The organism is Flavobacterium sp. ov086 (assembly GCF_900187965.1).
GTDB lineage: Bacteria > Bacteroidota > Bacteroidia > Flavobacteriales > Flavobacteriaceae > Flavobacterium.
In genome coordinates, this window is the sequence record NZ_FZNL01000007.1 from 135,994 (window position 1) to 160,150 (window position 24,157).

Here is a 24,157-nt window from a genome sequence, read left to right on the forward strand (position 1 = left end):
AAAAATCTCCAGAAAACTGGAGATTTAATTAAATATGGTATTTACTTTTACTTACAATACATAAGTTGAAGTTCCCTTATTTGGCCATGAAGTATTAGCCGATGATAAGAAAGTAGCATCAACATGGATTGCAGGAGATTTTGAATTAGACTGAAAACTTTGACCTGTAATAGCTGGATTATTACCGTTTTTCAAATTTATATCAGTCAACAATGTACAATTAGTGATATATATGAAAGTAAGTTTTGAATTTGTCGTAAAGTTTAACGTAGTCCATTTGTTATACGAAAGGTTCGTTTGTTTTAGTTCCGTTAATGGAGTTGTACCTAATGTCGTTAATTGGTTGGTCTGACAGAACAAATCTGTTATTTTATTATTACCGTTCAGATTTAAGGTTGTCAAATTATTTCCATAACACCAAACACCCCAAAGTGTAGTGGTATTTGCGGGAAGTGTTAAACTGGTTAATCCATTATTTTGACACCAAACTTGGTATAAGTTTGTGTTTGCGCTAACATTCAAAACAGATATTTGATTGTTTTGACATTCAAGCCAAGTTAAATTAGTCAAGGCAGAAATATTTAAAGTAGTTAGTGTATTATTGCTGACAACTAATTGAGAAAGAGATGTAAATGCCTGAATTCCTGTTAAGTCTGATATACCAGCATTATTAAGATCCAGTCCTCCGCGTGTTTTATCGATGTTGATATAATTGTCAGTTAGATTGGCATCTTCCTGACCAGCACCCAGACTAATCAACCTGTTTCTAAAAGCTAAATTAGGAACTAAAGTGTTAACCCATACTGCCGCAGTTTTTCCAATAACGGAACCTTTTTCAGATAATGATTTTTGATTTTCAATAAAACTTGGGTATTTTGCAATTCTGTAATCCTCTGGAGTAGGATTGGGATTAAAGGTGCTCTCTTTTACTAAAGACAATTGATCAGAACTAGTCTCATTGTTGTCTGTTGAACAGGCAACAAAATTTAGCGCAAGGGCTACCAGGAAAATTTTTTTCATAAATTTGGGTTTTAAAAAATTAATAAGTTATTTCCCAAATGTATGTAATAATTTTAATTGGAGTATTAAAATATTATAAATTTTCTCACAGTGTTTATTAATTTTATAATGTATTACTTATTTTTATTTTTAAAGAAGATAATTATTATTTAACGGCTTCAGAATCATTTTATATTATTAAAATCCCAACTGAAGCTTTAAAAGGAAGAACGTTCTTTTATTAAGTTTTATATCTTCGCAAAAAATATCTCAAATTAAGTAATTATGAAGTTTTATTCAATTTCATTCGTTTTTTTCTTTTTCATGACATTAGCAAGTGCTCAACATCAACACAACAGTGTTAATACTGATGTACCTTCGACACATGGAATGTTGATTTTTGGAAAAGAAAAAATTTATGCTTCACACTTACCTATGTTTCATTCTCCACATGATTATCAAATTATTTTGGAGTTGGAATTGGATAATAATGCCAAGAAACTATTTATAGCCGATCAGGAAAATAATTCTGAATATAATACATACATGATTGAACCTGAAAAGTTCATTTTACCAAATATGATTCAGAATCCAAAACCATTTAAAGTAAATCTTTACAGAGGTCATTTTGAAAGAGGTGGAAAAAAAATCGCTTCAGATATAGTGGTATCTATTAAGCAAGTGATTTTTTATAAAAAATTCAATGCAGCTGAAGCTAAGTCCAGTACTACCAATTTTATATTTTTTGGTAACACAAAAGAGCAGTTTATGGCGCATCAGATTACAAACAAACCTGATTTTGACCAGATTTTACAAGTAAAAACAGCTTCGGATGCACTTGTAAAAAACGAAAAGTACAAATTAATCAATGTAAATAAATCCGAAAACAATTCAATTGGTGTAGCTGGAAACGATATTCAGGTTGATGTTAATGGTACTAATTACGCTATTGCTGTTTTGAAACAATTGTATTTGGAATTTGATGATTTAAAATAATTCGAGATAATTATTTAACCATATAAGTTATTTACAAGGTTGGATTTTTTGCCACAAAATTAATTCAAGTTGCTAGTTTAAGCCAGATTAGGCATTAGAGATTTTGCTATTTTTTTGTTCCATCGGAACATTTCATTGGCAGAAAAAAATGTTTACGATTTGATATCATCCCTTAGGGATGTTTGATGAATTGTATGTCCATATATATTGGTTATGAAGCAAACGTTCCTACGGAACGTAAAAAAAACGCATTATTACTGGTCTACCGATGAAATGTTCCGATGGAATAAAAAGAAATAATTATTTGAAAATCAATCAGTTGTATTTTAGTAATTCTCTAATGCTTAATCTGGCTTAAACGAGCAATTTCTACTAATTAATCTGCGTTATCTTCATTCCATTTTTAGGCAATGTATGTTTAGCTTATTTACGTTACTTAACCACCGACGTATAAATACTATAAAGTTCCCACCCTAAAGTCTGGTAAAATAGTTTTCCTTCTTCTGTCGCAACCAAAAAATTATTGCGAACACCATTCGCTAAAGCAATCTTTTCAAGTTCTTTCATCAGTATAGTTGCAAGACCTTTTCTTCTATGATTAGTTTCGGTTGAAATCCTATCGTAAACAGCCAGGTCATCAACAAGAACCAAACGTCCTATTGAAGCTAATTCTCCATCTTTAGTAACAATTCGAACGACAAAAGTTGAATTATATTTTTCAAATTCTAATTTGTAGAGATCGTGCAAATAACTGTTCGGAATATCCATTTGATGAAAACAAAACATCATATAACCTTGAGGTTGAATAATCCATTTTGTAGATAGTATCCCTTTTAGTTCATCAGGAGAAGAGCAAATCTTTAGAAAAACTCCTGGTTCATCGATAGATTTTGATAATTGTATGAAATCATCGTTAAGTTCAGAAAAAACATAACGGCTTTTCTGGTTTTCATAACCCACATTAACCATAAGCCCTGATTTGTATTTAACAGGCAAAGGTAATTCTCTTGATAATGACCACCCTTTAAGCCATTTCTCTACAATATCGAAAGAAACATTTTTTTTCATCGTATTACCATTGGTTTTAGAAGTTCTATTTTAAGAGATTGTCAAATATAAGACAATGAAAATTATCAATATTATGAGGTTTTTGAATTTTTATTACTACAAAATATTTAGAACTAATCTTAAAAATCTACTTCATAACAAATACTAAATGAAATGTTAATACAATGTTTTATAATAAGACCTTTTTATTAATGTAAACGTAACCTTGTTGACCTACCCTCATTTCTAATTTTGTAGACATATTATAAACAACACACTGTAGAATATGTCATTTTTTAATTTAGGAATACATCGCAAGGAAACAATTGGAATTGGTGATTTGACAACCGCCATTCATTCTCTAAATAATGCAAAAATAATGCGTTATGTATAAAAGGTTTACCGATGAAGAACTTGTTGAATTGTTGAAACAAGGCAAGGATAAAGCGTTTGATGAATTGTATTTTAGATATCGGGATTTATTGGTTCGCTTCGTATATATAAGAATGAAATCAATTCCGGTTTCTGAAGAAATTGTTCAGGAAGTTTTCACCACAATCTGGGAGCGTCGGAAGACTCTGGTTATCCAAAAGAAATTTTCGGCTTATATCTATACTTCCGTTCGCTATGTAACTTTAGATTATATAAAATCACATACTGTAACTGATCAATATATTAAAGAAGTTATTGATAGAAATACTGTCGAATTCAGCAGCACTAATGCAACCGAAGATTCTATTTATTATGAAGAATTGCAGGAGGCGGTTGATAAAGCGACTTTATTACTTCCCAAAAAATCCAAAGAAGTTTTTATTCTAAGCAGGATTAAGCATTACACCAACAAAGAAATAGCCGAAGAATTGAATGTTTCGCACGAAACCGTAAAGTATCATATTGCTTATGCATTAAAATTTATGCGAAGCTATTTGGGCGAATTCAACTGACGATAAATTTCTAAATTGTGATTAAGGTTTTGTTTTCTTAACAAAAGCGTAACCTTATCGACCTACCTGAAATTAACATTTCTAAGACATACTATTAAAGAGATAAACAAATTATAATGCCTGAAAAATTACATCGAGATATAAAACTTTTTTTAGAAGGAAAACCAACTTCAAAAGGAGAAGAATTATGGAATAACTGGTACAATCATCCGGAAGAAATATTGAATAGTATCGATACTATTAAATCTGATCGTTCTAAATTAAAAAAAGAAATCCGTCATATAAAGAAATCAAACAAAGTTATTTTTCTTCAGAATAGAAATTGGTCAATCGCAGCTTCTCTATTGGTTTTAATGGGTTTGTCTTGTTTCTTTTACTTATCATCAGAAGAAGTTATTAGCAAACAGTACGCTACAAAATCAGGAGAACACGCAAAAGTTGTTTTGAGTGATGGAACAGAAATATGGCTTAACGCTGGAAGCCAATTAAAATATCCTGCCGAATTTAAAGGAGATACAAGAGAAGTTTATTTAAGTGGAGAAGCTTTTTTTGATGTTGCCAAAGACAAAAAACATCCTTTTATCATTCATACCCATAAAATGGATACCAAAGTTCTGGGAACCAGTTTTAACGTTCAGGCCTATCCGGATCATGCCACGCAAGAAGTTTCGGTTTTAACCGGAAGAGTAAATGTAAAATCGACCGTTACAGAAGAAAATGTATATGTAACTCCGGGACAAAAAGTGGTTTTTAAATCGAAATGCAACAAGATGCAAGCCTTTACAGATATTCCGATGAATTCTATTTCGCTATGGCGAAAAAATATCATTGTTTTTGAAGATGCTCCTTTACCGGAAGTAATTGCAACAATTAATCGCAATTATAATGTGAACATCCAACTTGAAAATAAGAATTTAAATAATCTGAAGATTAGCGCTTATTTCAAAGAACTTCCTGTTGATCAGGTGGTTGCTTTGGTATGCAATATCATAAATGCCAATTATAAACAAGAATCAGGAAATTATATCATACGATAAGTTGACAAAAAGAAATTAACACATAGAAACATAGCTTTAGAATTAAAGCCAAAGACCATTTTACACGCCCTAAAAGCTATGTTTCTATACGTTAGAGCTAATAAAAATAGCAGATTACAAAATTAAATTAAAAAAAAAGCTACGTAGAAAACCAATCATAATCAAGAACAATTAAAACTCAAAAACATGACTAAAAAGCAAATGCGGTTTATCCAAAACTGTCAGAGCATTAAAAAATCTGTATTGAAGAAAGCACTTCTTTTTGCTGCCTTATTCTTTATCGGATTAACAGCAAAAGCGGCCAGCGTAGATATCGGCAAAAGAGTTACTCTAAAAGTTGAAAATGAAAGTATTAAAAATGTTTTTCAGAAGATAGAAAAACAAGTAGATGTACATTTTATGTACGAAACGAATCAGGTTAATACCAATCAGAAAATTAGTTTAAAACTAAGTAATGTTACCCTTGAACAGGCATTAGATAAAATATGCAGCAATTTTTTCCTTAAATATGAAATTGTGAGCAATAATATTGTTATCAAAAAAAGTCAAAAAGTTTCAGATGCTGATCAGAATAAAATCAACATTTCGGGAACGGTTTATGGTGGAAATGACGGAATGCCTTTACCAGGTGTAGGTATAAAAGATAAAGGTTCTGATGCTGCGGCAACAACAGATTTTGACGGAACTTTTAAAATTGAAATCAACTCATCTGAGGCCATTCTTGTTTTTTCGTATGTTGGTTATGTTGATCAGGAAGTTAAAGTAACTTCAGCTGATAAAAACATCACGATCAAATTAGTAGCTGATATGAAACAACTGCAGGAAGTTGTAGTTATGGGTTATGGAAGTGTAAAAAAGAATGAAGTTTTAGGATCTGTAGGATCTGTTTCTATGAAAGAAACTTCAAGCAGAACATACAATAGCGCTGCCGAATTATTGCAAGGTACAGTTGCGGGGGTTACTGTGATTAATAATGGTGGAGATCCAACGGCGGAACCTACAATTAATATTCGTGGAATTGGTTCTTTGAATGCCGAAACGCCTTTAATCGTTTTGGACGGAATTATTTACAGCGGTTCTTTGAATACTTTAAATCCAAATGATATTGCTTCGATAAGTGTTTTGAAAGATGCGGCTTCGGCAGCAATTTACGGAGCGAGAGCTTCTGGAGGTGTAATTTTAATTACGTCCAAAAAAGGAGTTTCTGAGAAGATTAATATAAATGTAAATTATCAGGGAGGTTTCCAGAATGTAGCCAAAAAACTGGATGTTCTTAACGCTGCCGAATATGCCGATGCTATGAACTTAGCCAGAGATAATGCAGGTATGCCAAGAATTCCGGCTTTTGATCCGGCATTTGAACCAACGGCAAGAACTACAAAAACTAACTGGATGGATGAGATTTTCCATACAGGAGAAATTCAGGATTTGTCCCTTTCTATAAACGGTAAAACAGAAAAATCTAATTTCTTTGTTTCAGGAAGTTATAGAAAAAACGAAGGGATTTTATTAAATACTTTTGGTGAGCGTTATACAGCAAGAGCAAACTCCTCTTTTAAATTAGCGCCAAATTTCACCATTGGAGAAAATTTATCTTATTCGTTAACTAACGGTCAGAGTGCGAATACAACAAGTGGTTATACCGGAGCAATTTTGGCAGCCATTTTTTATCCTCCAAATGCAACGATATATAGAGAAGATGGTTCAGGACAATTTGGTGGAGTTCCGGAAAAATATATTGGTTCTTATGGAGATGTTATCAATCCTGTTGCTTATTTGAAAAGACTGGATAATAGAAATCCTGTGTCGACTATTTTGATCAATCCTTATGCAGAATGGGAAATAGTAAAAGGTTTGAAAGTAAAAACAAACTGGGGTTACACGAGAATCCAGGATAATGCAAAAGATTTTGCAGTAAAAATTACAGAGCCGGGAAAAATATTTGACTTTAACCGTTTAACACAAAAGTCACTTACAACTACTGATTTATTAGGGGAACAAACCATTTCTTATGAAACATCTTTAGGAAAACACAATTTCAAAGCTTTAGCCGGATATACATATCAGGAGACAAAGAGAGAATTTTATACGATCGAAGGAACAGGTTTTGATAACGAAGATCCATCGCAACGTTATTTGCTAAATGCGAAATTAATTCAGCAAACGGCAGCAGGATTATCTGATGAAATTATTTCATCTTACGTGGGAAGGTTAAATTACGATTTCAATCAAAAATATTTATTCTCAGGAATTATTCGTCGTGACGGAACTTCAAAACTTTTATCAGAGAATCGTTGGAAAGTTTATCCTTCTATTTCTGCAGGATGGTTAATTTCTGAAGAAGAATTTATGAAAAACATCAGCCCAATCGTAAGTAATTTAAAATTACGTGCAAGCTGGGGACAAATAGGAAATTTAGGTAATCTTGGACCATACCAATTTAGTGTTCCTTTGAATCAGACTCAGGCTTTGATTGGTTCAACTCCAACAATTAATTATGGTTATGCCGAAGGTGAATTATCAAATCCTAACTTAAAATGGGAAAGTTCAGAACAGACAAATGTTGGTTTGGATTTCACAATGTTGAACAACACCCTGATTGGATCTGTAGATGCCTATATTAAAAAGAACAAAGACATGTTGGTTCGTGATCAGCTTCCGGGTGTTTCAGGAACTCCACAAGGTCGAATTGTAAACTCTGGAGATGTTGAAAATAAAGGTATTGAAGCTAGTTTGACGTATCAAAAAACGCGTGGAGAATTCAAGTTTGATGTAACTGCAAATGCAGCATTTTTAAGCAACAAAATTATCTCTATCAAAGATGGTTTAACTTCTCTTGAACCTTTAAACATTAGCCGAGTTCGTAGTTTGCCTTTAGCGAATATTTATCAGGTTGGAAGCCCGGTTGGTGCTTATTACGGATATGCTACAGACGGATTGTTTCAGAGTACTGCCGAAGCAAAAGCATATAAAAACAGTTCTGGTACAGTGTATCAGCCAAATGCAGTTGCAGGAGATATTAAATTTAAAGATGTAAACGGAGATGGTGTTATCAATAACAACGACAGAGTAGTACTTGGAAATCCGTTTCCAAAAACCACTTACAGCTTAAATGCCAACTTTAGATATAAAGGTTTTGATATGAATGTCTTTTTTAACGCAGTAGCAGGAAATAAAATGTTTAATGCCGTAAAATATACAGGTCTAAACGCTTCTTTCCCTGGATATAATTTGTTGGCTGATTCTAAAAATGCTTGGTCGCCAACCAATACTGATACCAATATTCCAGTGCTTTCTTCAACAGACAATAACAATAACTTCGGAAGAATTTCTGATTTTTATATCGAAGATGCTTCATTCATAAGATTAAAAAATGTTTCGATTGGTTATACAGTTAAAGATAATTGGTTAAACGGAAAAGCAAAACTTAGATTCTTTATTTCGGGACAAAATTTATTTACAATCACAAAGTACTCAGGAATGGATCCTGAAGTTGGTCTTAGCAACTTTGGTCTTGACTTAGGTAAATATCCACTTTCTCGTATTTATATGACGGGTGTAAATGCTACTTTTTAAAAAAATATAAAACAAATAAAATGAAAAATTTAAGTCTTTTATTATTGAGTTTTGTGCTTTTACTAGGCACTTCGGCTTGCGAAAGTGAACTTGATGTGATTCCGCAAGGAGCGCCGTCAAGCGGAAATTTCTGGAAAACGCCTGCTGATGCAAAAGCAGGAGTAAATGCGATTTATGCCTTATATTCTGATGATAACATGTACGGTCGTGGTTTTTTCTGGCTGAATAATGCGAGTGACGATATAGGAACCAAACCAAGACAAAATGCAGAACGTATCAAGAATTTTATTGTTGATGGAGCAGAGTCTGATACTAAAGATATTTGGAGATTGCACTACGAAGTAATGAAACGTTGTAATGATGTGATCCGTAATATTCCGAAGATTTCGCTTGACGAAAAAACGAAAAACATGATGCTTGGTGAAGCTTATTTTAATCACGCTGTAATGCATTTAGAATTAGCCTATCATTATGGAGACGATCGCGCGGGAATTCCAATTCAGGACAGAGCAGATCCAACAAATGTATATGTACCTCGTGCCAAAAACGTAGCAGAAAACTACGCTTATATCGCTGCAGATTTAGTTAAAGCTGCCGATTTATTGCCTTATTTTAATGAGCTTACACCAGACAATTACGGGCGTGCTCATAAAACTGCTGCCTGGGGATATTTAGTGCGTACGTATTTGTATGCAAAGGATTGGGACAATGCTATTAAATACGCAAACATGATCGTGAATAGCGGAAAACACAAATTACTTGATGATTTTGCTGATGTGTTTAAAATTAAAAACAATTGGTCATCAGAGTATATTTGGTCTGTAACTTCAAGTTCAGAAAACACAGGATTAGGTTCTATTTTTCCGGGAGTTTGTCTGGAAGATAAAGGCTGGGGAGTTTACAACGGTTGGGGAAATTTTTATCCTACCAAAGAATTGTTTGATGCGTATGATCCTGCTGATAAAAGACGAAGCGCTACAATTTTGCAAAAAGGAGATAAGTTCATGTATTTTGGTGAATTAGTAACTTTTAACGAAGGAAAATATGTTGTAAGTTCAAGTAACAGAACAGGATATCAGTTCAATAAATATATGGAGCCATTTGGTTACCCAAAAACAACTTCGGGCGGAATCGATATCCGTTATGTAAATGCAAATGGTGACAAACCTTCGACAGCTTTAAACGTACCTCTTTTACGTTATGCCGATGTGATTTTGATGTTGGCAGAAGCCAAATTAATGAAAGGTCTAAGCGCTGATACCGAAATAAACATGATTCGTAATCGTGCTGGTTTACCAAGTATTTCAGGAGCAACATTAACAGATTTAAAAAGAGAAAGACGTTGCGAATTGGCAGGAGAATGGACAGATCGTCATTTTGATTTAGTACGTTGGGGCGATGCCCAGGCGACTTATGCAAAACCTTTACACCATTATAATGGAACCGTGATTTATCCTGCCCGTAATTTTAACCCTGCAGTTCATCATGTTTGGCCAATACCACCAGATGAAATCGCAGTGAGCAAAGGTGCGCTTACACAGAATAAAGGCTGGTAGTTTGTAGTTTCAGTTTGTTTGTTTTTTTTACGCTGCAAGCTTTGTTGTGGAGCTTGCAGTTGTAAAGAAAAAATCAGATAAATTATTAGATATAATAAACCAGTCTTTTTACAAGACTGGTTTATGTTTTTTAGACACAGATTAAAGGACTTTTGAAATCAAAGATAGTTAGCCAAGATAGCCTGATAAGATATTGTCAATAACAATTTGTTCCATCGGAACATCTCATTGGTAGAAAAAAAAATAGATCGTGAGAAATATCATCCTGTAAGGACGTTTGACAAATTGTGTGTCTAATCTGTATGTGTTTTTACCGTTATTATTTATAAAATCAAACGTTCCTACGAACGTAAAAAATGCCATATTTATTTGACTACCGATGAGATGTTCCGATAAAACAAAAAATAATTGATATAAATGTTGCATTCCTCCGGAACTTTAATAATTGAATTACATACGAAGTAACCACAACAAACTACACGAGCTATGGTTGTATAAAAAAGTGAAACGCCTTTTTTTAGCCCCAATAAACTATTGTTTCTATGTGTTAAATTAAGCTCAACGATATAAAAATAAAATTACCTAGCAGTTTTAAAAAATAACCCCAATTTACAATGAAAAAATTAATCACCCTTTTTTGTCTCCAATTTTTCCTGTTTGTACAAGCGCAGGAATACAGTTCTTCAAACATTCATTCGCATAATGATTATGCGAGTAAATTGCCTTTTTATGAGGCTTATTCTAATGAAGCCGGCGTTATTGAAGCCGATGTTTTTTTGGTAAATAATGATTTGCCTGTTGCGCATACTTCAAAAGAAATTACGACTTATAACACGCTTAGAAGTATGTATTTGGATCCTTTATCTAATAAATTAAAGACTTTGGGCGGAAAAGCATATCCAAGTAATAAGCCTTTAATTTTAATGATCGACATAAAAACAGAAGCAGAGCCGACTTTGAAATTAATCGTTCAGCAATTAAAAATGTATCCGGATTTGATTTCGAATAAAAATCTAAAAGTGGTTATTTCCGGAAGTCGACCTTCTCCGGCAAACTGGAAAGATTATCCTGAGTTTATTTATTTTGATGGAAGACTGAATGAAAATTATACTCCGGAACAATTATCCCGTGTAGAAATGATTAGCGAGGATTTGAAAGAAATCACAATTTGGAATGGTAAAGGTGTAATGACACAAGCGGATGCTGAGAAAGTACAAGCGATTATTAAGAAAGTTCACGATCAGAATAAAAAAATCAGATTCTGGGGAACTCAGGATAATGTGAATACGTGGATGACTTTGATGAATTTAAAAGTCGATTATATCGCAACAGATAATGTTCCGACATTGACACAATTCATCAATAATATCAAAACGACTTTTTATCAAAATACCGAGTTTCATCAGGCTTATGTTCCTAAAAGCGGATTGTCATTTTCTAAAAAGAAACCTAAAAATGTAATTCTGTTAATTGGCGACGGAATGGGATTAACGCAGATTTACGCAGGTTATACAGCGAATAAAGGTCAGTTGAGTTTATTCAATATTCCAACTCAGGGATTGTCTATCACTAAATCTTCAGATAGTTATATTACAGATTCGGCAGCAGGAGCAACGGCAATGGCAACGGGACATAAAACTAATAATAGATTTATTAGTGTTGACGAAAACGGAAAACCTCTGGAATTAATCACGCAACAATTAATTAAAAAAAATTATAAAACAGCAATAATCTCAGCAGGAAATATTACTGATGCTACTCCGGCGGCTTTTTATGCACATCAATCTGATAGAAGTTATAGCGAACCTATTGCAGCAGATTTTCTGTCAAATCTATCAGATATTTTGATTGGAGGAGGGCAAAAAGAGTTTTATTCCAGAAAAGACGGTAAAGATTTATCTAAAATATTGATCGAAAAAGGATATACTTTTTCGGATAAATTCAGCAGTTTAGATACGATTAAGAACAGCAAATTTGTAGTTTTAGAAGATGCTTCGGTAGTTTCTATGAAAGCGGGTAGAGGTGAATTTTTAACTAAATCTTTGGCGAAAGCAACATCAACATTTGCCAAAACAAAGAATCCGTTTTTCATCATGGCGGAAGGTGCGCAAATTGATTACGGCGGACATCAAAACAATGTGGAATATGTAGTGCGTGAAATGCTGGATTTTGATAAAGCAGTGGGACAGGCAATGGAATTTGTAGACAAAAATCCAGAAACTTTACTAATCGTGACAGCAGATCATGAAACTGGCGGACTTTCTTTAATCGACGGAAGTACAGAAAAAGGATTTGTACACGGAAGTTTTAGTACAAACGATCATACAGCTGTTCCGGTTCCTGTTTTTGCTTATGGACCAGGTGCGCAGAATTTTATGGGAGTTTACCAAAATACAGAGATTTACACGAAGATAATGGAAGCTCTTTCTACAAAATAATTAATTCTTAACTCGTGAAGTGTAATAAAAAGTGAAATACCTTTTTGAGCGTGCAGAGACTATGTTTCTATGTGCTGGAACAATTACACTCAATGGTTGTTTCTTAATATACTATTTTAAGCTTCTCTAATTATTAAGTAAAAAAAAACAGCAGTAAAGTATTTTACTGCTGTTTTTTTGTAGTTGTACTTTTAGTACTTTTTCAATATTAAGGTATTGAGAATAACAATTTTAGTTTTTACATTTTTGCAAGCGATAAATTAAAACTTACTTTGATTTTATCCGCTACTTTTTTGCTAACCAGTTTTGGAATTTCGATATCAAAATCTTCCGGTTTTATATCAAAATTTCCTGTTACCGTAATCTTGTCACCTGATTTTGAAATTTTGGCATTTGCAATTATTTTTACTGTTTTTCCGTGAAGGGTTAAATCTCCCGAAATCTTTGCTGCTTTAGCCGTAGCCGAAAGCTTTGATACGTCAAAATCTTCAACTTTTCCTTTAAATGTTGCTTTAGGAAATTTGTCTGATTCTACATAATTTTCATTAAAGTGTTCTTCCATTAAGGCTACTTTAAAGCGAAACCCTTTCATGAGCGTTAAAACGGCAATTTCTCCAGTTGATGATTCTAAAATTGCAGATGTGTTTTTATTTTCTGCGGCAACTTCTTCAACCGCTTCAACAGAAGCTTCAAATTTTAAACTACCTGTTTTTGTCGCATATTTTTGAGCTGAAACAGGTACTATACCAGCAAACAAAAATAGGAGTACGATTATATTTTTCATTTTAGTGTCGATTTAATTTTCTAATAATCCGTCCGAATTCCATTTTAGAATTGCATCTATTTTATCCTGAGGCATTCTTCCAGCTTTTGGCATTTGTCCCGGAGATCCGTTTTGTCGCTGTATTCTATCTAAGAAATCAGTATTTAGTACAGCGTCTTTTACCTGATCATAGGTTTCTAAAGGTATAAGGGTTGAACCGCCACCATGGCAGGCAGTGCAATTTGCATCAACAATTGATTTAACATTTGCTTTGTAAGTGACTTTGCCAACAATTACTTTAGATTCTTGCAGGCTCTCGTAAGTAGCAGATTCACAGCTATATAATGATAGTATAATGCCGGATAGGTAAATGTATTTTTTCATATTTAATACTTTTAAAAAACTCTATATAAATTAAACCCAAAGAAAAAATCGCCTTTACCCCAATTGCCGGCAGCACTTGTTAGATAGCCACTTTCGGTCATTGATTGTGAGTTTGTAAAAAGCAACTGAAAAATATGTCCTCCGGTGTCTATGTCCAGCCCAACAGATAGTGGATTGTTATAGAAACTTGGCTTGTCAAAATTCTGAGCATATTCTAAATTAAGAGAAAGTCTTTTGGTTAATTTCAATCGTCCTCCGGCGCCCAAAGTAAATTGGTTGTCGTTTTCTATAGCAGGATTGTATAGGTTTTTGTGGATAAAAGAAGGCGCTAATTCTAAAGATATTCTCTCCGAAATTTTTCTTGAAATCAAAATTTGATTAATATAACTCAATCGGTCAGAAAACTCGATTTTAGGATAATCGTCCTTTTTTAATCCACTGTTAAAATCTATTGTACTATACCCTACAACATCAAGAGGAAACTCATTGCTTTGTCTTAGAAGTCTAAATTTTACCGATGCTTCGTTTATTTTTAGTAAAGTATGATGTGATGCGCTTACCGAAAGCCAATCAGTTACACCATAAATACCTCCAATTTTTGTAGTTGCATCATCAAAGCCAAAAAACTCAGAGATTCCACCTTTTACTGATCCAAATCGATGAGATATTACCATGTAAAACTCTTTTTTGGCCGCTAACTTTGTAGATTGCAGAGTTATAATCTGTAAAGCTTTAAATGTAGCAGTTACGTTTTTGTCAGCCACTTGTGTCGAATCCAGACCAGACAGCAAATCCTCTTGTGCATTACTATATAGACAGATTAGTAAACTGGCTATTAAGATTATTTTTTTTTTCATATTTAGTTTTGTTGAATACTGCATTGATCAAATTTTACGACTGAGAACAAATCATCAAAACCAATACATCGTCCTTTTATATTGATCTGCTTGTTTAGGAAAGTTTTGGATGCTTTTTCATTCATTTTGCAAAATACTTTACGATCTATTACCATAGAAGAATCTGTAACTTCAGAAACTTTTCCTTCAATTTCGATTGTTTTGTTTAAGTATTTAGTGTCTGCCTTTAATGGATTGAGATTGTATTCGTTCTCTATACGTTCGGCGGTAATTGTAAGTGCTGATTTTTCATTATTGATGTCTCTGGCATCTTTATATAAAACATTCTGATAGATATAATAGGGGCCAAAACTTATTAATAATAAAACCATTACAATCTTGATTCGTGTTTTATTCATCTTGATTTTTGATTTTAAATTTTACTATAGTGTAGCAGAATCTTTTTTTATTATTTCAGATTAGCTCAATTTTACGGGAGCTAATCTGAAATTTTAGAATTCTTATATTGCCAGTGGCATGTCTTTTACAGGTACTGGCCAAACAGCCGGACTTGGGAAACTAATTCCTTTATTTGAACCTCTTACATTGGCATCCTGACCAAAATAATACAAAGGCCAACCGTTGTAAACCAGTTGCGATTTACCAAATACTGTAATAACACTAAATTTTGATTTATCAAGAATTGACGGAACAACAATTTTATCTGTTTCATAGATTGGCCAAACAGCGTTATTTGAAAAATCTGATTTCGTAAAATTGTTCTTTTTGAAGTTATCATTCTTAAAAGTATACAATGTTAATCCTTTAGCGTCTGTAAAATAGGTAGTTAAGCCATCGCCAACAGTATAGTCTGATTTGTAGTTTTTACCGTCATGTCCCACAAGCTGACTTCTAACAATCATAATCGAATAGTCTGGTTTTGCAATAAACCAAATACCGCCAACTCCGTCACCAGTTGTTTTTCCGGCAGCTTCCAGTGTGTTTTTACCTCCGTTGCCATATGCATCGCTTCCAGAAACTGGTGCATAGTAGTACAATGGCCAACCTTTATAGGTTACTTGTTTTTTACCAGATGTAGTAGTTATGGTTCCAAAATCTGAGAATGTTAGTCCTGCACCTAATTTATCTGCAGTTAAATTATCTACAACAAAAGCAGGCCATAAGGCTTCACATCCTCCTGTGCAAGATGCCTGTCCGTTTGCATCAGTTGCGAAAACATATAACGAACGTCCGGATTTATCAGAAAGATAAGTTCCCAATGTCGCACTTGTAGAAAGATTAACTTCTGTTTTTAATTCGGGAGGAGCAGGAGTAGTAGTGGGGTCACTGCTATTATCACTACTACAGCTTACGAAAAAGGTTGTTACAAAAGCAACTAAGGCGAATTTAATTTGTTTTAATTTCATTGTTTCTTTGATTAGATTAATTATAGAAAAGGGAAAAAAGATACTTTACATAAGCAGTAAAGCATATTGTTGTATTGATTGCACATCAAGAAGTGATTCAAGTTTTGATGAGTAGTTCATTCAATAATCAGAAAGGTTATTGCTACGAACTGTCATAAAAATAGAGTATCAGGTTTTTTAAGGGAGTCATCTCTTTACTGTTTTGATAGGATTCAATAGTAAAACAGCCTTGACGTAGATTACCCTACCAAAGAATTGTTATTTTATGAAAAAAAATAAGAAAAGAGGCAATGTTTTTTTCTAATCTTGCTAAAATAGCTTTAAAGTGAAACTCTAAAACTCACATTTGGAGTTCTTTGCAATGCAAATGTTTCAACTTCCTCTATAGAATTAGTTAAAGAACTTATTCTATAATATTCGCTGATTTCATTTTTTCGGTTCAGGATATTTAAGATAGATATCCCTAATTTGTACTGAATTCCCTTTGTAGTTTCCCACTTGTAAGTCGAGGAAAAGTTAACCTGCGAAAAAATATGTAAATTGGTATTATTAGGTTTGTTGTAAACCAATACAGGATTCGAATTATCTATTTGGGAGTTATCCGGAGAGGTTTTTGGCCTTCCCGAAGACCATTTTGTCCCCAAAGCAATTTTGAAATTGTTTTTTTCATAAATCCCTGCCCATGAAACCGTATGCATTACCTCAAAGTTGTTGGGGAAACTTGGGTATTCATAACTGGCAAAATGATAATTGTTATGGTTATAAGTATAACTTAGCCAAGTCAAAAAGTGATTCATTTTTTTCTGAACGAGCATTTCGGTTCCCCAAACTTCATAATCGCCGGTTATACGTACAAATTCTAACTGGTTCTGAAAACCCTGGCTTGAGGTTGTAATTCCGGATACTTTTTTATAAAAATTTTCGACATCCAATAACCAGTCATTCTTTTTGTAGAATAAGTTTAAAGATATTTGCTTACTTCTTTGAATAGGAATTGTTGTGTTATTAGAGATAATCCAGCGTCTTTTTTCAATGCCAAAATAATCTTTTTGCAAATCAATAGTTTGTTGTGAATTTTGACTTTTAAGTTCCCCCAGAAGCTCTAAATTAAGATTTTTATTAATGCCATAGTTAAACTGAATACGCGGTTCTACGATATATTTTTTAAACTTTTCGATATAATTAATTCGCGTTCCCACCTTAAAATATATCCTCGAAATGGTATCGTTGTATTTTCCTTCTAAAATTAAAGCATGAGTTCGAAGCACGTCTTTGACTTTACGATAGAAATCAGGATTTTGTACCTGTTCTAAATTAGTAATGCCAATTTCGTTGAACTGATAGCCATCGTTAAAACTAAATAGGGAGGTAATAGTATGGTTGTTTTCTAAATTGAATCCATTATTATTTACCGTGTTTTCCTGAATGACGATTTGGTTCTCAAAGGTTGTTTTTTGATTGGCTAAAAGCTCATAAGAAGAATTATAAATATTGACTTTAGTTGTATTAAAGGCATTCCAGTTTCTTCTCCACGACAAGTTTCCACCATAATTTTGTTGACGCAAAACATTATTTTCCGATCTGTTCATATCATAAAATGTGGCACTTTGAAAAACTTCAAGATTGTCTTTAATAGTAATTAAATCCAGTATCAATTGATCTTTATTTCCAATTTTTTGAGCATATTTTAGGGTAGCATCATAAAAACCAAATTTCTTGTCACTTTGGTAGTTGACATTTTGTTTGTCTGAAAAATCAGTTATGGTCGTGTTTTGAAATACTTTATTGAAATATTCTTTATATGTAGGGGTTTCTACAAAATCAGTAATGGATTTACGTGCCGAAATTTCGATCGAACTCTTTTTCGAAAGATTATATTTCGCATAAATATCAGCATTAATCATATTTATTCCCGCACTAAACGAATTTTTTTCAGCAGTTTCAGGAGTAGAAGAAATTGCAACTACGCTAGAGACACTTTCTCCATAAAAAGCAGAGCTTCCGTTTTTATAAATTGAAATGGTGTGCGCCAAATTAGGATTGAAAACAGATATTAAACCAAAAAAATGTCCTGTTTGAAACATTCTTATTCCGTTCCATGAAAATAAATTCTGATCGTGTGTACCACCGCGAACATTGATACTCGATACACTTTCGTCGATGCTGTTTACACCTGGTATTTGCTGCATGGTTTGCAAAGCATCCGGTTCGATAAGTCCGGGAAGAATACTAAACTTTTTAGGTTTTATTTCAAATGAGCCATCTTTGTTCTTGGAAATTCCCGAAGCTAAAATAGCACTGGTTTTAATTTCTGCGAGCTCAGTAATTTCAGGGTCTAATTGTATTTGAAGGCAATTTTTAGAGTCAGAATTATTTGCCACAATCCTTTTAGTCAGGAATCCAACGTGGCTAATCAAAAATACATTTTCATTTTCTTTTTGAAATTCAAAATAACCGTTTGAATCCGTTGTAACCTGAGTTTTGTCAGATAAACTAATATTGGCGTTTTCAATGGGTTTTTTATCCATGTTCGAAAAGACGTATCCGCAAATTATTGGGGATTGATTTTCCTTCTTATAAATATTAATGAATTTATTGCCTATGTTTTCAAAAGACAAATTGGTGTTTTTTGCCAGATATTGCAGTTTTTGATCTAAAGAAATTGATCTCTTTGGAGGACTTAATCGCAGATCCTTAATGTTATCCTCCGTATAATTAAAAGTAACCTGATGTTGTTGCTCTATATTATTTATAATTTTTTTAAAAGGCATGAGTTTCCCTTTGTCCTGAGCAAAAAGATTCAGGGCAAGGAAAAAAAGAAAAAACAAAAAATGAAATTGTTTGGGGAGCAACATTTATTTTTCGTCAAAGATTATTTTATTTTTGGAGACTTTTTTAGCCTCTAAATGATACGTTGTACTAATAATTTGCAGGGCCACATCCAGGTTTTTGGCAGGTAATTTTCCTGTAAATGCTGAGATAGTATCTTTCGAGTTTAATTCGATGGTAACATTATATTGTCTTTCAACTTCATCTAATAGTGTTCTGATATTTTCTTTATAAAAACATATTTGATCTTCCGTCCATTCTGGTTTTAATGAATTTATGATCATTTTTGTTTGTTTTCCGTTTTCGTAACTAACACCTTGACCGTGGGTTAATAAAATCTCATTGTTCGCGTAATTTACTTTTACACGTCCTTCATAACAAACAACATCAAACCTGTTTTTTCTAACTTTTACGTTAAATTGAGTTCCCAAAACAGATACTTTCCCAAGATTAGTACGCACTTCAAATCGTCGGCCTTTGGATACCCTGAAATAGGCTTCACCTTTTAATTCCAAACGTCTGTTATTGTCCCAGTTCCATTTTTTATAATTTATTTCAGAACCAGAATTTAGTACCACTTCAGATTTATCAGGTAATGAAAAAGCTGTTTTTTCGCCATAATTTGCTCTTTCGGTTTGGGTAACATAAAACTTCATTGCAAATGTAATTCCAAGAGCCAATACAAGAATTGCCGCCGCCTTAAACACCCATTTTTTGTATAAAGGAATTACTTTCGGAGCTTCTTTCTTTTGTTTAAGAATGTTGGATAATATAGCATTTTCATCCAAATCATCTATCTCTAGATGTTCTGTATAATTCTTTATCTTTTGGTATTTTTCAAAATCGGGACTTGCTTCAAATTCAGCCAATTCATCTTGCGATAAATCATTGTTAAGCCATTTTGCTAATAAGCGATTTTTTTTCATTGTACTAGTATTATATATTAAAACAATTGGAACTAAATTTACCCTACTTTTATAAATCAATTTCTTTGCGCAGACTTATCAAAGCCAAATGAATGCGCTTTTCTACTGCCTTTACACTAATGTTTAACTCGAGGGCAATTTCGCTGTATTTTTTTCCGTCAATTCGGTGCATTAAAAAAGCAATGCGTTGTTTTTCGTTTAAGTTTTCAATTGCCTTTAGTAGTTTTGACTGAAATTGTTTTTCCTCCAGAATATATTCGGGACTTTCGTTTGTTTTGTCTAAACCCGTGAAGTTTTTTTCATATCTGAGAACAACTTTCTGATGCGCAATTGCGTTGAGACTGCTATTGTTTGCAATGGTATAAATATATGATTTTGCTTTTTCAAGCGGTACCGAAGCACAATTTTGCCAAAGTTTGACAAATGCTTCCTGTGCGACATCTTCTGCCTGATCGAGATTGCCAAATTTGTAGAAAAGAAAATTCCGAAGTGCTTTTACATGACTTTTGAAAAAAGAAGAAAAAATTATTTCGTCGCAAGTATTCGATTGGTTTTTATTTGGCATTTGGATTTTCAATTTGTACGTAGCAAAAGTATTTGTTTTTATTTTAAGTAGGGTAAAAGCAAAGCTGATTGTTTTATAGAAGTATAAAATCTTATTACCTTTTGATGATTTAGTATAGAAGAAGGGTGTGAAACCTTCTGATGCCGAATTTATTAAATAACAATTTCTTTTAATTTATTACCTTTGTAAAAATATAAATATGCTCTCCTTAAAAAAATATTTATCAATAGCAGTATTTTTGTTCCTGTTGTCTTGCCAGAGCGAAATGGATGAGCAAACTAATACTGCACAGGGAACAATTAGTAATGTTTCCCCGCTTACTACTTATCTGCAAAGGGTTGCGATGGTACAAACCGTGCAGGATAATATAATCGACAGGTCTAGTTATTGTACCATAAAACTCCCATATACAGTTACTGTTAATAATGCAAAAATTGCAGTAAATACTACCGCTGACTATCAAAAAGTAATCGATAATATTAATGCAAATAATTATGATGATGATATTGTCAAAATAGATTTTCCGGTGACAATGGTGTACTATAATTACATTGAAAAAGATATTCCGAATGAAGCCGATTTCAATTCCTTAATCGATTACTGGAATCTTTATCCTGATCTTTTATCAAAAATAAACGGACTAAATATCGATTATCCTATCACGATTAATATCTATAACAGCGCAAATCAAGTTGCGAGTTCAGCATCGATTACAGATGATCAGGCATTTTTTAATTTTATAAAAAACTTGAACGCCAGTCAGTATATTTCACTAAAATATCCAATTTCTGTACTGGATTATAACAATCAGACAAAAGTGATTTCGAATAATCTGGATTTCGAAAATGCAATAAAATATGCCATTGATTATTGTCCGGAAAATAATATTGTAGCGCTCGATTTTGTAACTGCAATAACAAATGGCTCTTGGGGAATACCTTATTATTTTACAGATTCAGATAAAACTTCGTCTTATAGTGGATATTCATTTGTTTTTAAAAGCGATAAGTCAGTAGTTGCTACCAAAGGGTCAACCACAGAAACAGGGACATGGGAAACTATAGTGCAGAATAATGTTAGAGAATTGCAGCTAAATTTCAGTTCAGAATTACTAAGTAAGCTAAATACGAATTGGAAACTTTTTGAATTTAATAATTCGCAAATTAGATTGCGTACAGTAAGCAACAGTACTAATTATCTTTATTTTGAAAAAAACTAGGTTCTGTTAAAAATGATTATTTCATTTTCTTTTCTGTTGCCGTTTTTACCAATATTATTTATAAAATCAAACGTTTCTACAGAACGTAAAAAAGTGCTGTAATTATTGGGCTAACGATGAAATGTTCCGATGGAACAAAACCAATAAATATAAATATATTTGTTAATGATGACAGTGATATTTATTTTCTAATAATCATAATTAACAAACAAGATGATGAGATATTGTCCACAACAATTTGTTCCATCGGAACATTTTATCGGTAGAAAAAAATGTATCGTGAGAAATATCGTCCCATTGGGACGTTTGAGAAATTGTATGCGTAATATGATGTATTTATTTTCCCCAATATTATTTAATTAAAAAGAAGAATAGCCTTTTTACAGACTATTCTTCTTTTGTTTATAATTTTAATCTTAGAATGTTAGTAATGCCATCTCACAAAAGCTTCCATTGCAGCATAATGTGACAATCCTAGTTGATTGTATAATTGAGCAGTTTCGCTATTTCTGTCTTCGGCTCTTTGCCAAAATTCTCGAGCATCAGTTCCCTGAAAAACAACTCCGTCCTTTTGAGATTGGTGTTTAAAGATTCCATGACGTTTTGCCAAAACCTGATCCGGACTCATTGGTACCGCCATTTCGACCTCGTCAATTCCCCATTCCTGCCAAGCTCCACGGTACAACCATAACCAGCAATCGTCCATAAATGATTTAGGTTTTAAAGCTTTTACGGCTTCAAAAACAGCGTCAAGACAAACTTTATGCGTTCCGTGTGGATCTGCTAAATCTCCCGCGGCGTAAATTTGATGCGGTTTAATTTTTTCGATTAAGTCCATTGTCAATTGCACATCTTCAGGACCTAAAGGTTTCTTTTCGATCGCACCGGTTTCATAGAAAGGCAATTCCATAAAATGAATTTGTTCATCCGGTAAACCCACAAAATAACTGGTGGAACGTGCTTCTCCTTTTCTAATTAAACCTTTTAGATATCTAACTTCGGGAATATCAATTTCGCTTGCTTTTTTATTTTTTAGAAATACAATTGCCTTTTTATAAATAACTTCAGCTTCAGGACTTTTAATTCCGAATTTTTCATTGTAATCACAAACAAAACTAGCAAAGCGCAACGCTTCATCATCCGCTACAGCGATATTTCCTGAGGTTTGATACGCAACATGTACTTCGTGCCCTTGTTCTTGCAAACGCATAAAAGTTCCTCCCATGCTGATAATATCATCATCAGGATGAGGACTGAAAATCAAGACACGTTTTCTCGCCGGTTCAGCTCTTTCAGGACGATTGGTGTCGTCAGCATTTGGTTTTCCGCCTGGCCAACCTGTGATTGTATTTTGAAGTTTATTGAATATTTTGATATTGATGTCGTAAGCCGGACCAGAATCGGCTAATAAATCGCTCATTCCGTTTTCGATATAATCAGCATCTGTCAACATTAAAATTGGTTTTTTTAGTTGAAGGGCCAATCCTAAAACTGCTTTTCTAATTAGTTTATCCGTCCATGTAATTTTCTCCACCAACCAAGGTCTGTTGATTCTCGTTAGTTTTGAAGAAGCTTCTTTATCCAAAACAAAAACCGCATTATTATGTTCCTGTAAAAACGAAGCCGGAATTTGATTAGTCACTTCACCTTCTACAGATTTTTTAATAATATCTGATTTTCCTTCGCCCCAAGCCATTAAAATAACTTGTTTGGCTTCCATAATTTTCTTTACTCCAAGCGTGATTGCTGTTCTTGGCGTATTGCTCAAACCAGAGAAATCACCACTTGCAGCAACTCTTGTAATATGATCTAGCGCCACTAATCTTGTCTTTGAATTTTGCAACGATCCCGATTCATTAAAACCAATATGTCCGTTACCGCCAATTCCCAGAATTTGAAGATCGATTCCGCCCAAAGCTTCAATTTTAGCTTCATAATCGTGGCAATAATCGGCGATTTGTTCTTTTGTTAAAAGTCCGTCCGGAACATGATAATTTTCAGGCAGAATATCGATATGATCGAACAATAATTCTTTCATAAAACGAACATAACTGTTGATCGAATTGGGTTCCATTGGATAATATTCATCCAAATTAAAACTAATTACATTCTTGAAACTTAAACCTTCTTCTTTATGCAAACGCACCAATTCGGCATATAACCCTTTCGGGGAAGAACCAGTTGCAAGTCCTAAAATGCAGGATTCGTTGTTTTCCTGTTTTGATTTGATAAGCGTTGCGATTTGTTGTGCAACAGCTTTAGAAGCTTCAGCGGAGTTTTCGAAAACAACGGTATTGATATTTTCAAATCGTTTTTCGAATCCGGTTGCTTTATCTATTGTACTTTTTATCATTTTGAGTTTATTTTATCTGTTGAGTATGATTAATTCTAAACACATAGATTCTGTGTTGATTTCTAAATAGAACTATATTTTTTATAATTAAAAGCTCCGGAGGGTTGCAATATTTATAGCTAACAGAACACGTTCGCTCCATTAGCTCCAGCGGAGCGATATCTTTGTTTTTCTTGTGATTTCTATAAATATTACGTCCCGATAGGACTTATGTCATTAAATTAAGGATAAACCCAATGGAACAATTTGTTAAGGATAATAT

18 protein-coding genes are annotated in these 24,157 nt (G+C 33.3%); 7 read left to right on the forward strand and 11 right to left on the reverse strand.

Features of this window, described 5'->3' with window-relative positions; translation table 11 throughout:
- Positions 1-51 precede the first annotated feature (51 nt).
- Complete coding sequence (locus CHB81_RS10020) at positions 52-1,020, reverse strand: hypothetical protein (RefSeq protein WP_089351760.1); 969 nt, start codon at positions 1,018-1,020, stop codon at positions 52-54.
- 264 nt (positions 1,021-1,284) lie between these two features.
- Between CHB81_RS10020 and CHB81_RS10025 the strand changes: the two genes are divergently transcribed.
- Entirely contained in the window at positions 1,285-1,995 is a 711-nt protein-coding gene (locus CHB81_RS10025; protein ID WP_141130387.1) for a hypothetical protein, read from the forward strand.
- 432 nt (positions 1,996-2,427) lie between these two features.
- Here the strand turns inward: CHB81_RS10025 and CHB81_RS10030 are convergent, their stop codons facing one another.
- The gene (locus CHB81_RS10030; protein ID WP_089351762.1) at positions 2,428-3,063 is read right to left on the reverse strand and encodes a GNAT family N-acetyltransferase; all 636 of its coding nucleotides are present in this window, start codon (positions 3,061-3,063) and stop codon (positions 2,428-2,430) included.
- Between the two features lie 365 nt (positions 3,064-3,428).
- Between CHB81_RS10030 and CHB81_RS10035 the strand changes: the two genes are divergently transcribed.
- The 5 genes from CHB81_RS10035 to CHB81_RS10055 all read left to right on the forward strand — a co-directional run bounded on the left by CHB81_RS10035 (position 3,429) and on the right by CHB81_RS10055 (position 12,593).
- Positions 3,429-3,986 (forward strand): RNA polymerase sigma-70 factor, encoded by a 558-nt coding sequence (locus tag CHB81_RS10035; protein ID WP_089351763.1) that lies wholly within the window; start codon positions 3,429-3,431, stop codon positions 3,984-3,986.
- A gap of 116 nt (positions 3,987-4,102) precedes the next feature.
- Positions 4,103-5,023 (forward strand): FecR family protein, encoded by a 921-nt coding sequence (locus CHB81_RS10040; RefSeq protein ID WP_089351764.1) that lies wholly within the window; start codon positions 4,103-4,105, stop codon positions 5,021-5,023.
- 186 nt (positions 5,024-5,209) lie between these two features.
- Positions 5,210-8,599 (forward strand): SusC/RagA family TonB-linked outer membrane protein, encoded by a 3,390-nt coding sequence (locus CHB81_RS10045; protein ID WP_089351765.1) that lies wholly within the window; start codon positions 5,210-5,212, stop codon positions 8,597-8,599.
- A gap of 20 nt (positions 8,600-8,619) precedes the next feature.
- Positions 8,620-10,155, forward strand: coding sequence for a RagB/SusD family nutrient uptake outer membrane protein (locus CHB81_RS10050; RefSeq protein WP_089351766.1), 1,536 nt, complete (start codon positions 8,620-8,622; stop codon positions 10,153-10,155).
- A gap of 614 nt (positions 10,156-10,769) precedes the next feature.
- The gene (locus tag CHB81_RS10055) at positions 10,770-12,593 is read left to right on the forward strand and encodes an alkaline phosphatase (RefSeq protein WP_089351767.1); all 1,824 of its coding nucleotides are present in this window, start codon (positions 10,770-10,772) and stop codon (positions 12,591-12,593) included.
- Between the two features lie 238 nt (positions 12,594-12,831).
- On the opposite strand, the gene CHB81_RS10060 is transcribed toward CHB81_RS10055, so the two are convergent.
- From CHB81_RS10060 to CHB81_RS10095, 8 genes are all read right to left on the reverse strand, one after another.
- The gene (locus tag CHB81_RS10060) at positions 12,832-13,377 is read right to left on the reverse strand and encodes a YceI family protein (protein WP_089351768.1); all 546 of its coding nucleotides are present in this window, start codon (positions 13,375-13,377) and stop codon (positions 12,832-12,834) included.
- A gap of 12 nt (positions 13,378-13,389) precedes the next feature.
- Positions 13,390-13,740: a hypothetical protein gene (locus tag CHB81_RS10065; protein WP_089351769.1), complete on the reverse strand. Its 351-nt coding sequence runs from the start codon at positions 13,738-13,740 to the stop codon at positions 13,390-13,392.
- Positions 13,741-13,751: 11 nt separating this feature from the next.
- Complete coding sequence (locus CHB81_RS10070) at positions 13,752-14,597, reverse strand: DUF5777 family beta-barrel protein (RefSeq protein ID WP_089351829.1); 846 nt, start codon at positions 14,595-14,597, stop codon at positions 13,752-13,754.
- Positions 14,598-14,599: 2 nt separating this feature from the next.
- Complete coding sequence (locus CHB81_RS10075) at positions 14,600-14,995, reverse strand: hypothetical protein (protein WP_089351770.1); 396 nt, start codon at positions 14,993-14,995, stop codon at positions 14,600-14,602.
- A gap of 102 nt (positions 14,996-15,097) precedes the next feature.
- The gene (locus CHB81_RS10080; RefSeq protein WP_089351771.1) at positions 15,098-16,003 is read right to left on the reverse strand and encodes a hypothetical protein; all 906 of its coding nucleotides are present in this window, start codon (positions 16,001-16,003) and stop codon (positions 15,098-15,100) included.
- A 320-nt stretch (positions 16,004-16,323) separates the two neighbouring features.
- Entirely contained in the window at positions 16,324-18,774 is a 2,451-nt protein-coding gene (locus CHB81_RS10085) for a carboxypeptidase-like regulatory domain-containing protein (RefSeq protein ID WP_254921045.1), read from the reverse strand.
- A gap of 84 nt (positions 18,775-18,858) precedes the next feature.
- Positions 18,859-19,758: a FecR family protein gene (locus tag CHB81_RS10090; protein ID WP_089351830.1), complete on the reverse strand. Its 900-nt coding sequence runs from the start codon at positions 19,756-19,758 to the stop codon at positions 18,859-18,861.
- A gap of 49 nt (positions 19,759-19,807) precedes the next feature.
- Positions 19,808-20,323 carry an RNA polymerase sigma factor gene (locus tag CHB81_RS10095; protein WP_089351773.1) on the reverse strand — a complete coding sequence of 172 codons (516 nt, stop codon included), beginning with the start codon at positions 20,321-20,323 and terminating at the stop codon, positions 19,808-19,810.
- A 199-nt stretch (positions 20,324-20,522) separates the two neighbouring features.
- Between CHB81_RS10095 and CHB81_RS10100 the strand changes: the two genes are divergently transcribed.
- Positions 20,523-21,542, forward strand: coding sequence for a hypothetical protein (locus tag CHB81_RS10100; protein ID WP_089351774.1), 1,020 nt, complete (start codon positions 20,523-20,525; stop codon positions 21,540-21,542).
- Between the two features lie 424 nt (positions 21,543-21,966).
- Here CHB81_RS10100 and nagB read toward each other — a convergent pair whose 3' ends face one another.
- Positions 21,967-23,895 (reverse strand): glucosamine-6-phosphate deaminase, encoded by a 1,929-nt coding sequence (gene nagB / locus CHB81_RS10105; RefSeq protein ID WP_089351775.1) that lies wholly within the window; start codon positions 23,893-23,895, stop codon positions 21,967-21,969.
- Positions 23,896-24,157 lie beyond the last annotated feature (262 nt).

Excerpts from the sequence above, each read along its gene's own strand:
- CHB81_RS10040 (WP_089351764.1), top strand. The coding sequence starts at position 4,103 with ATGCCTGAAAAATTACATCGAGATATAAAACTTTTTTTAGAAGGAAAA.
- CHB81_RS10095 (WP_089351773.1), bottom strand. The coding sequence starts at position 20,323 with ATGCCAAATAAAAACCAATCGAATACTTGCGACGAAATAATTTTTTCT.
- CHB81_RS10085 (WP_254921045.1), bottom strand. The coding sequence starts at position 18,774 with ATGCCTTTTAAAAAAATTATAAATAATATAGAGCAACAACATCAGGTT.
- CHB81_RS10070 (WP_089351829.1), bottom strand. The coding sequence starts at position 14,597 with ATGAAAAAAAAAATAATCTTAATAGCCAGTTTACTAATCTGTCTATAT.
- CHB81_RS10055 (WP_089351767.1), top strand. The coding sequence starts at position 10,770 with ATGAAAAAATTAATCACCCTTTTTTGTCTCCAATTTTTCCTGTTTGTA.
- CHB81_RS10100 (WP_089351774.1), top strand. The coding sequence starts at position 20,523 with ATGCTCTCCTTAAAAAAATATTTATCAATAGCAGTATTTTTGTTCCTG.
- CHB81_RS10060 (WP_089351768.1), bottom strand. The coding sequence starts at position 13,377 with ATGAAAAATATAATCGTACTCCTATTTTTGTTTGCTGGTATAGTACCT.
- CHB81_RS10035 (WP_089351763.1), top strand. The coding sequence starts at position 3,429 with ATGTATAAAAGGTTTACCGATGAAGAACTTGTTGAATTGTTGAAACAA.
- CHB81_RS10020 (WP_089351760.1), bottom strand. The coding sequence starts at position 1,020 with ATGAAAAAAATTTTCCTGGTAGCCCTTGCGCTAAATTTTGTTGCCTGT.
- CHB81_RS10050 (WP_089351766.1), top strand. The coding sequence starts at position 8,620 with ATGAAAAATTTAAGTCTTTTATTATTGAGTTTTGTGCTTTTACTAGGC.
- nagB (WP_089351775.1), bottom strand. The coding sequence starts at position 23,895 with ATGATAAAAAGTACAATAGATAAAGCAACCGGATTCGAAAAACGATTT.
- CHB81_RS10065 (WP_089351769.1), bottom strand. The coding sequence starts at position 13,740 with ATGAAAAAATACATTTACCTATCCGGCATTATACTATCATTATATAGC.
- CHB81_RS10080 (WP_089351771.1), bottom strand. The coding sequence starts at position 16,003 with ATGAAATTAAAACAAATTAAATTCGCCTTAGTTGCTTTTGTAACAACC.
- CHB81_RS10025 (WP_141130387.1), top strand. The coding sequence starts at position 1,285 with ATGAAGTTTTATTCAATTTCATTCGTTTTTTTCTTTTTCATGACATTA.
- CHB81_RS10090 (WP_089351830.1), bottom strand. The coding sequence starts at position 19,758 with ATGAAAAAAAATCGCTTATTAGCAAAATGGCTTAACAATGATTTATCG.
- CHB81_RS10030 (WP_089351762.1), bottom strand. The coding sequence starts at position 3,063 with ATGAAAAAAAATGTTTCTTTCGATATTGTAGAGAAATGGCTTAAAGGG.
- CHB81_RS10045 (WP_089351765.1), top strand. The coding sequence starts at position 5,210 with ATGACTAAAAAGCAAATGCGGTTTATCCAAAACTGTCAGAGCATTAAA.
- CHB81_RS10075 (WP_089351770.1), bottom strand. The coding sequence starts at position 14,995 with ATGAATAAAACACGAATCAAGATTGTAATGGTTTTATTATTAATAAGT.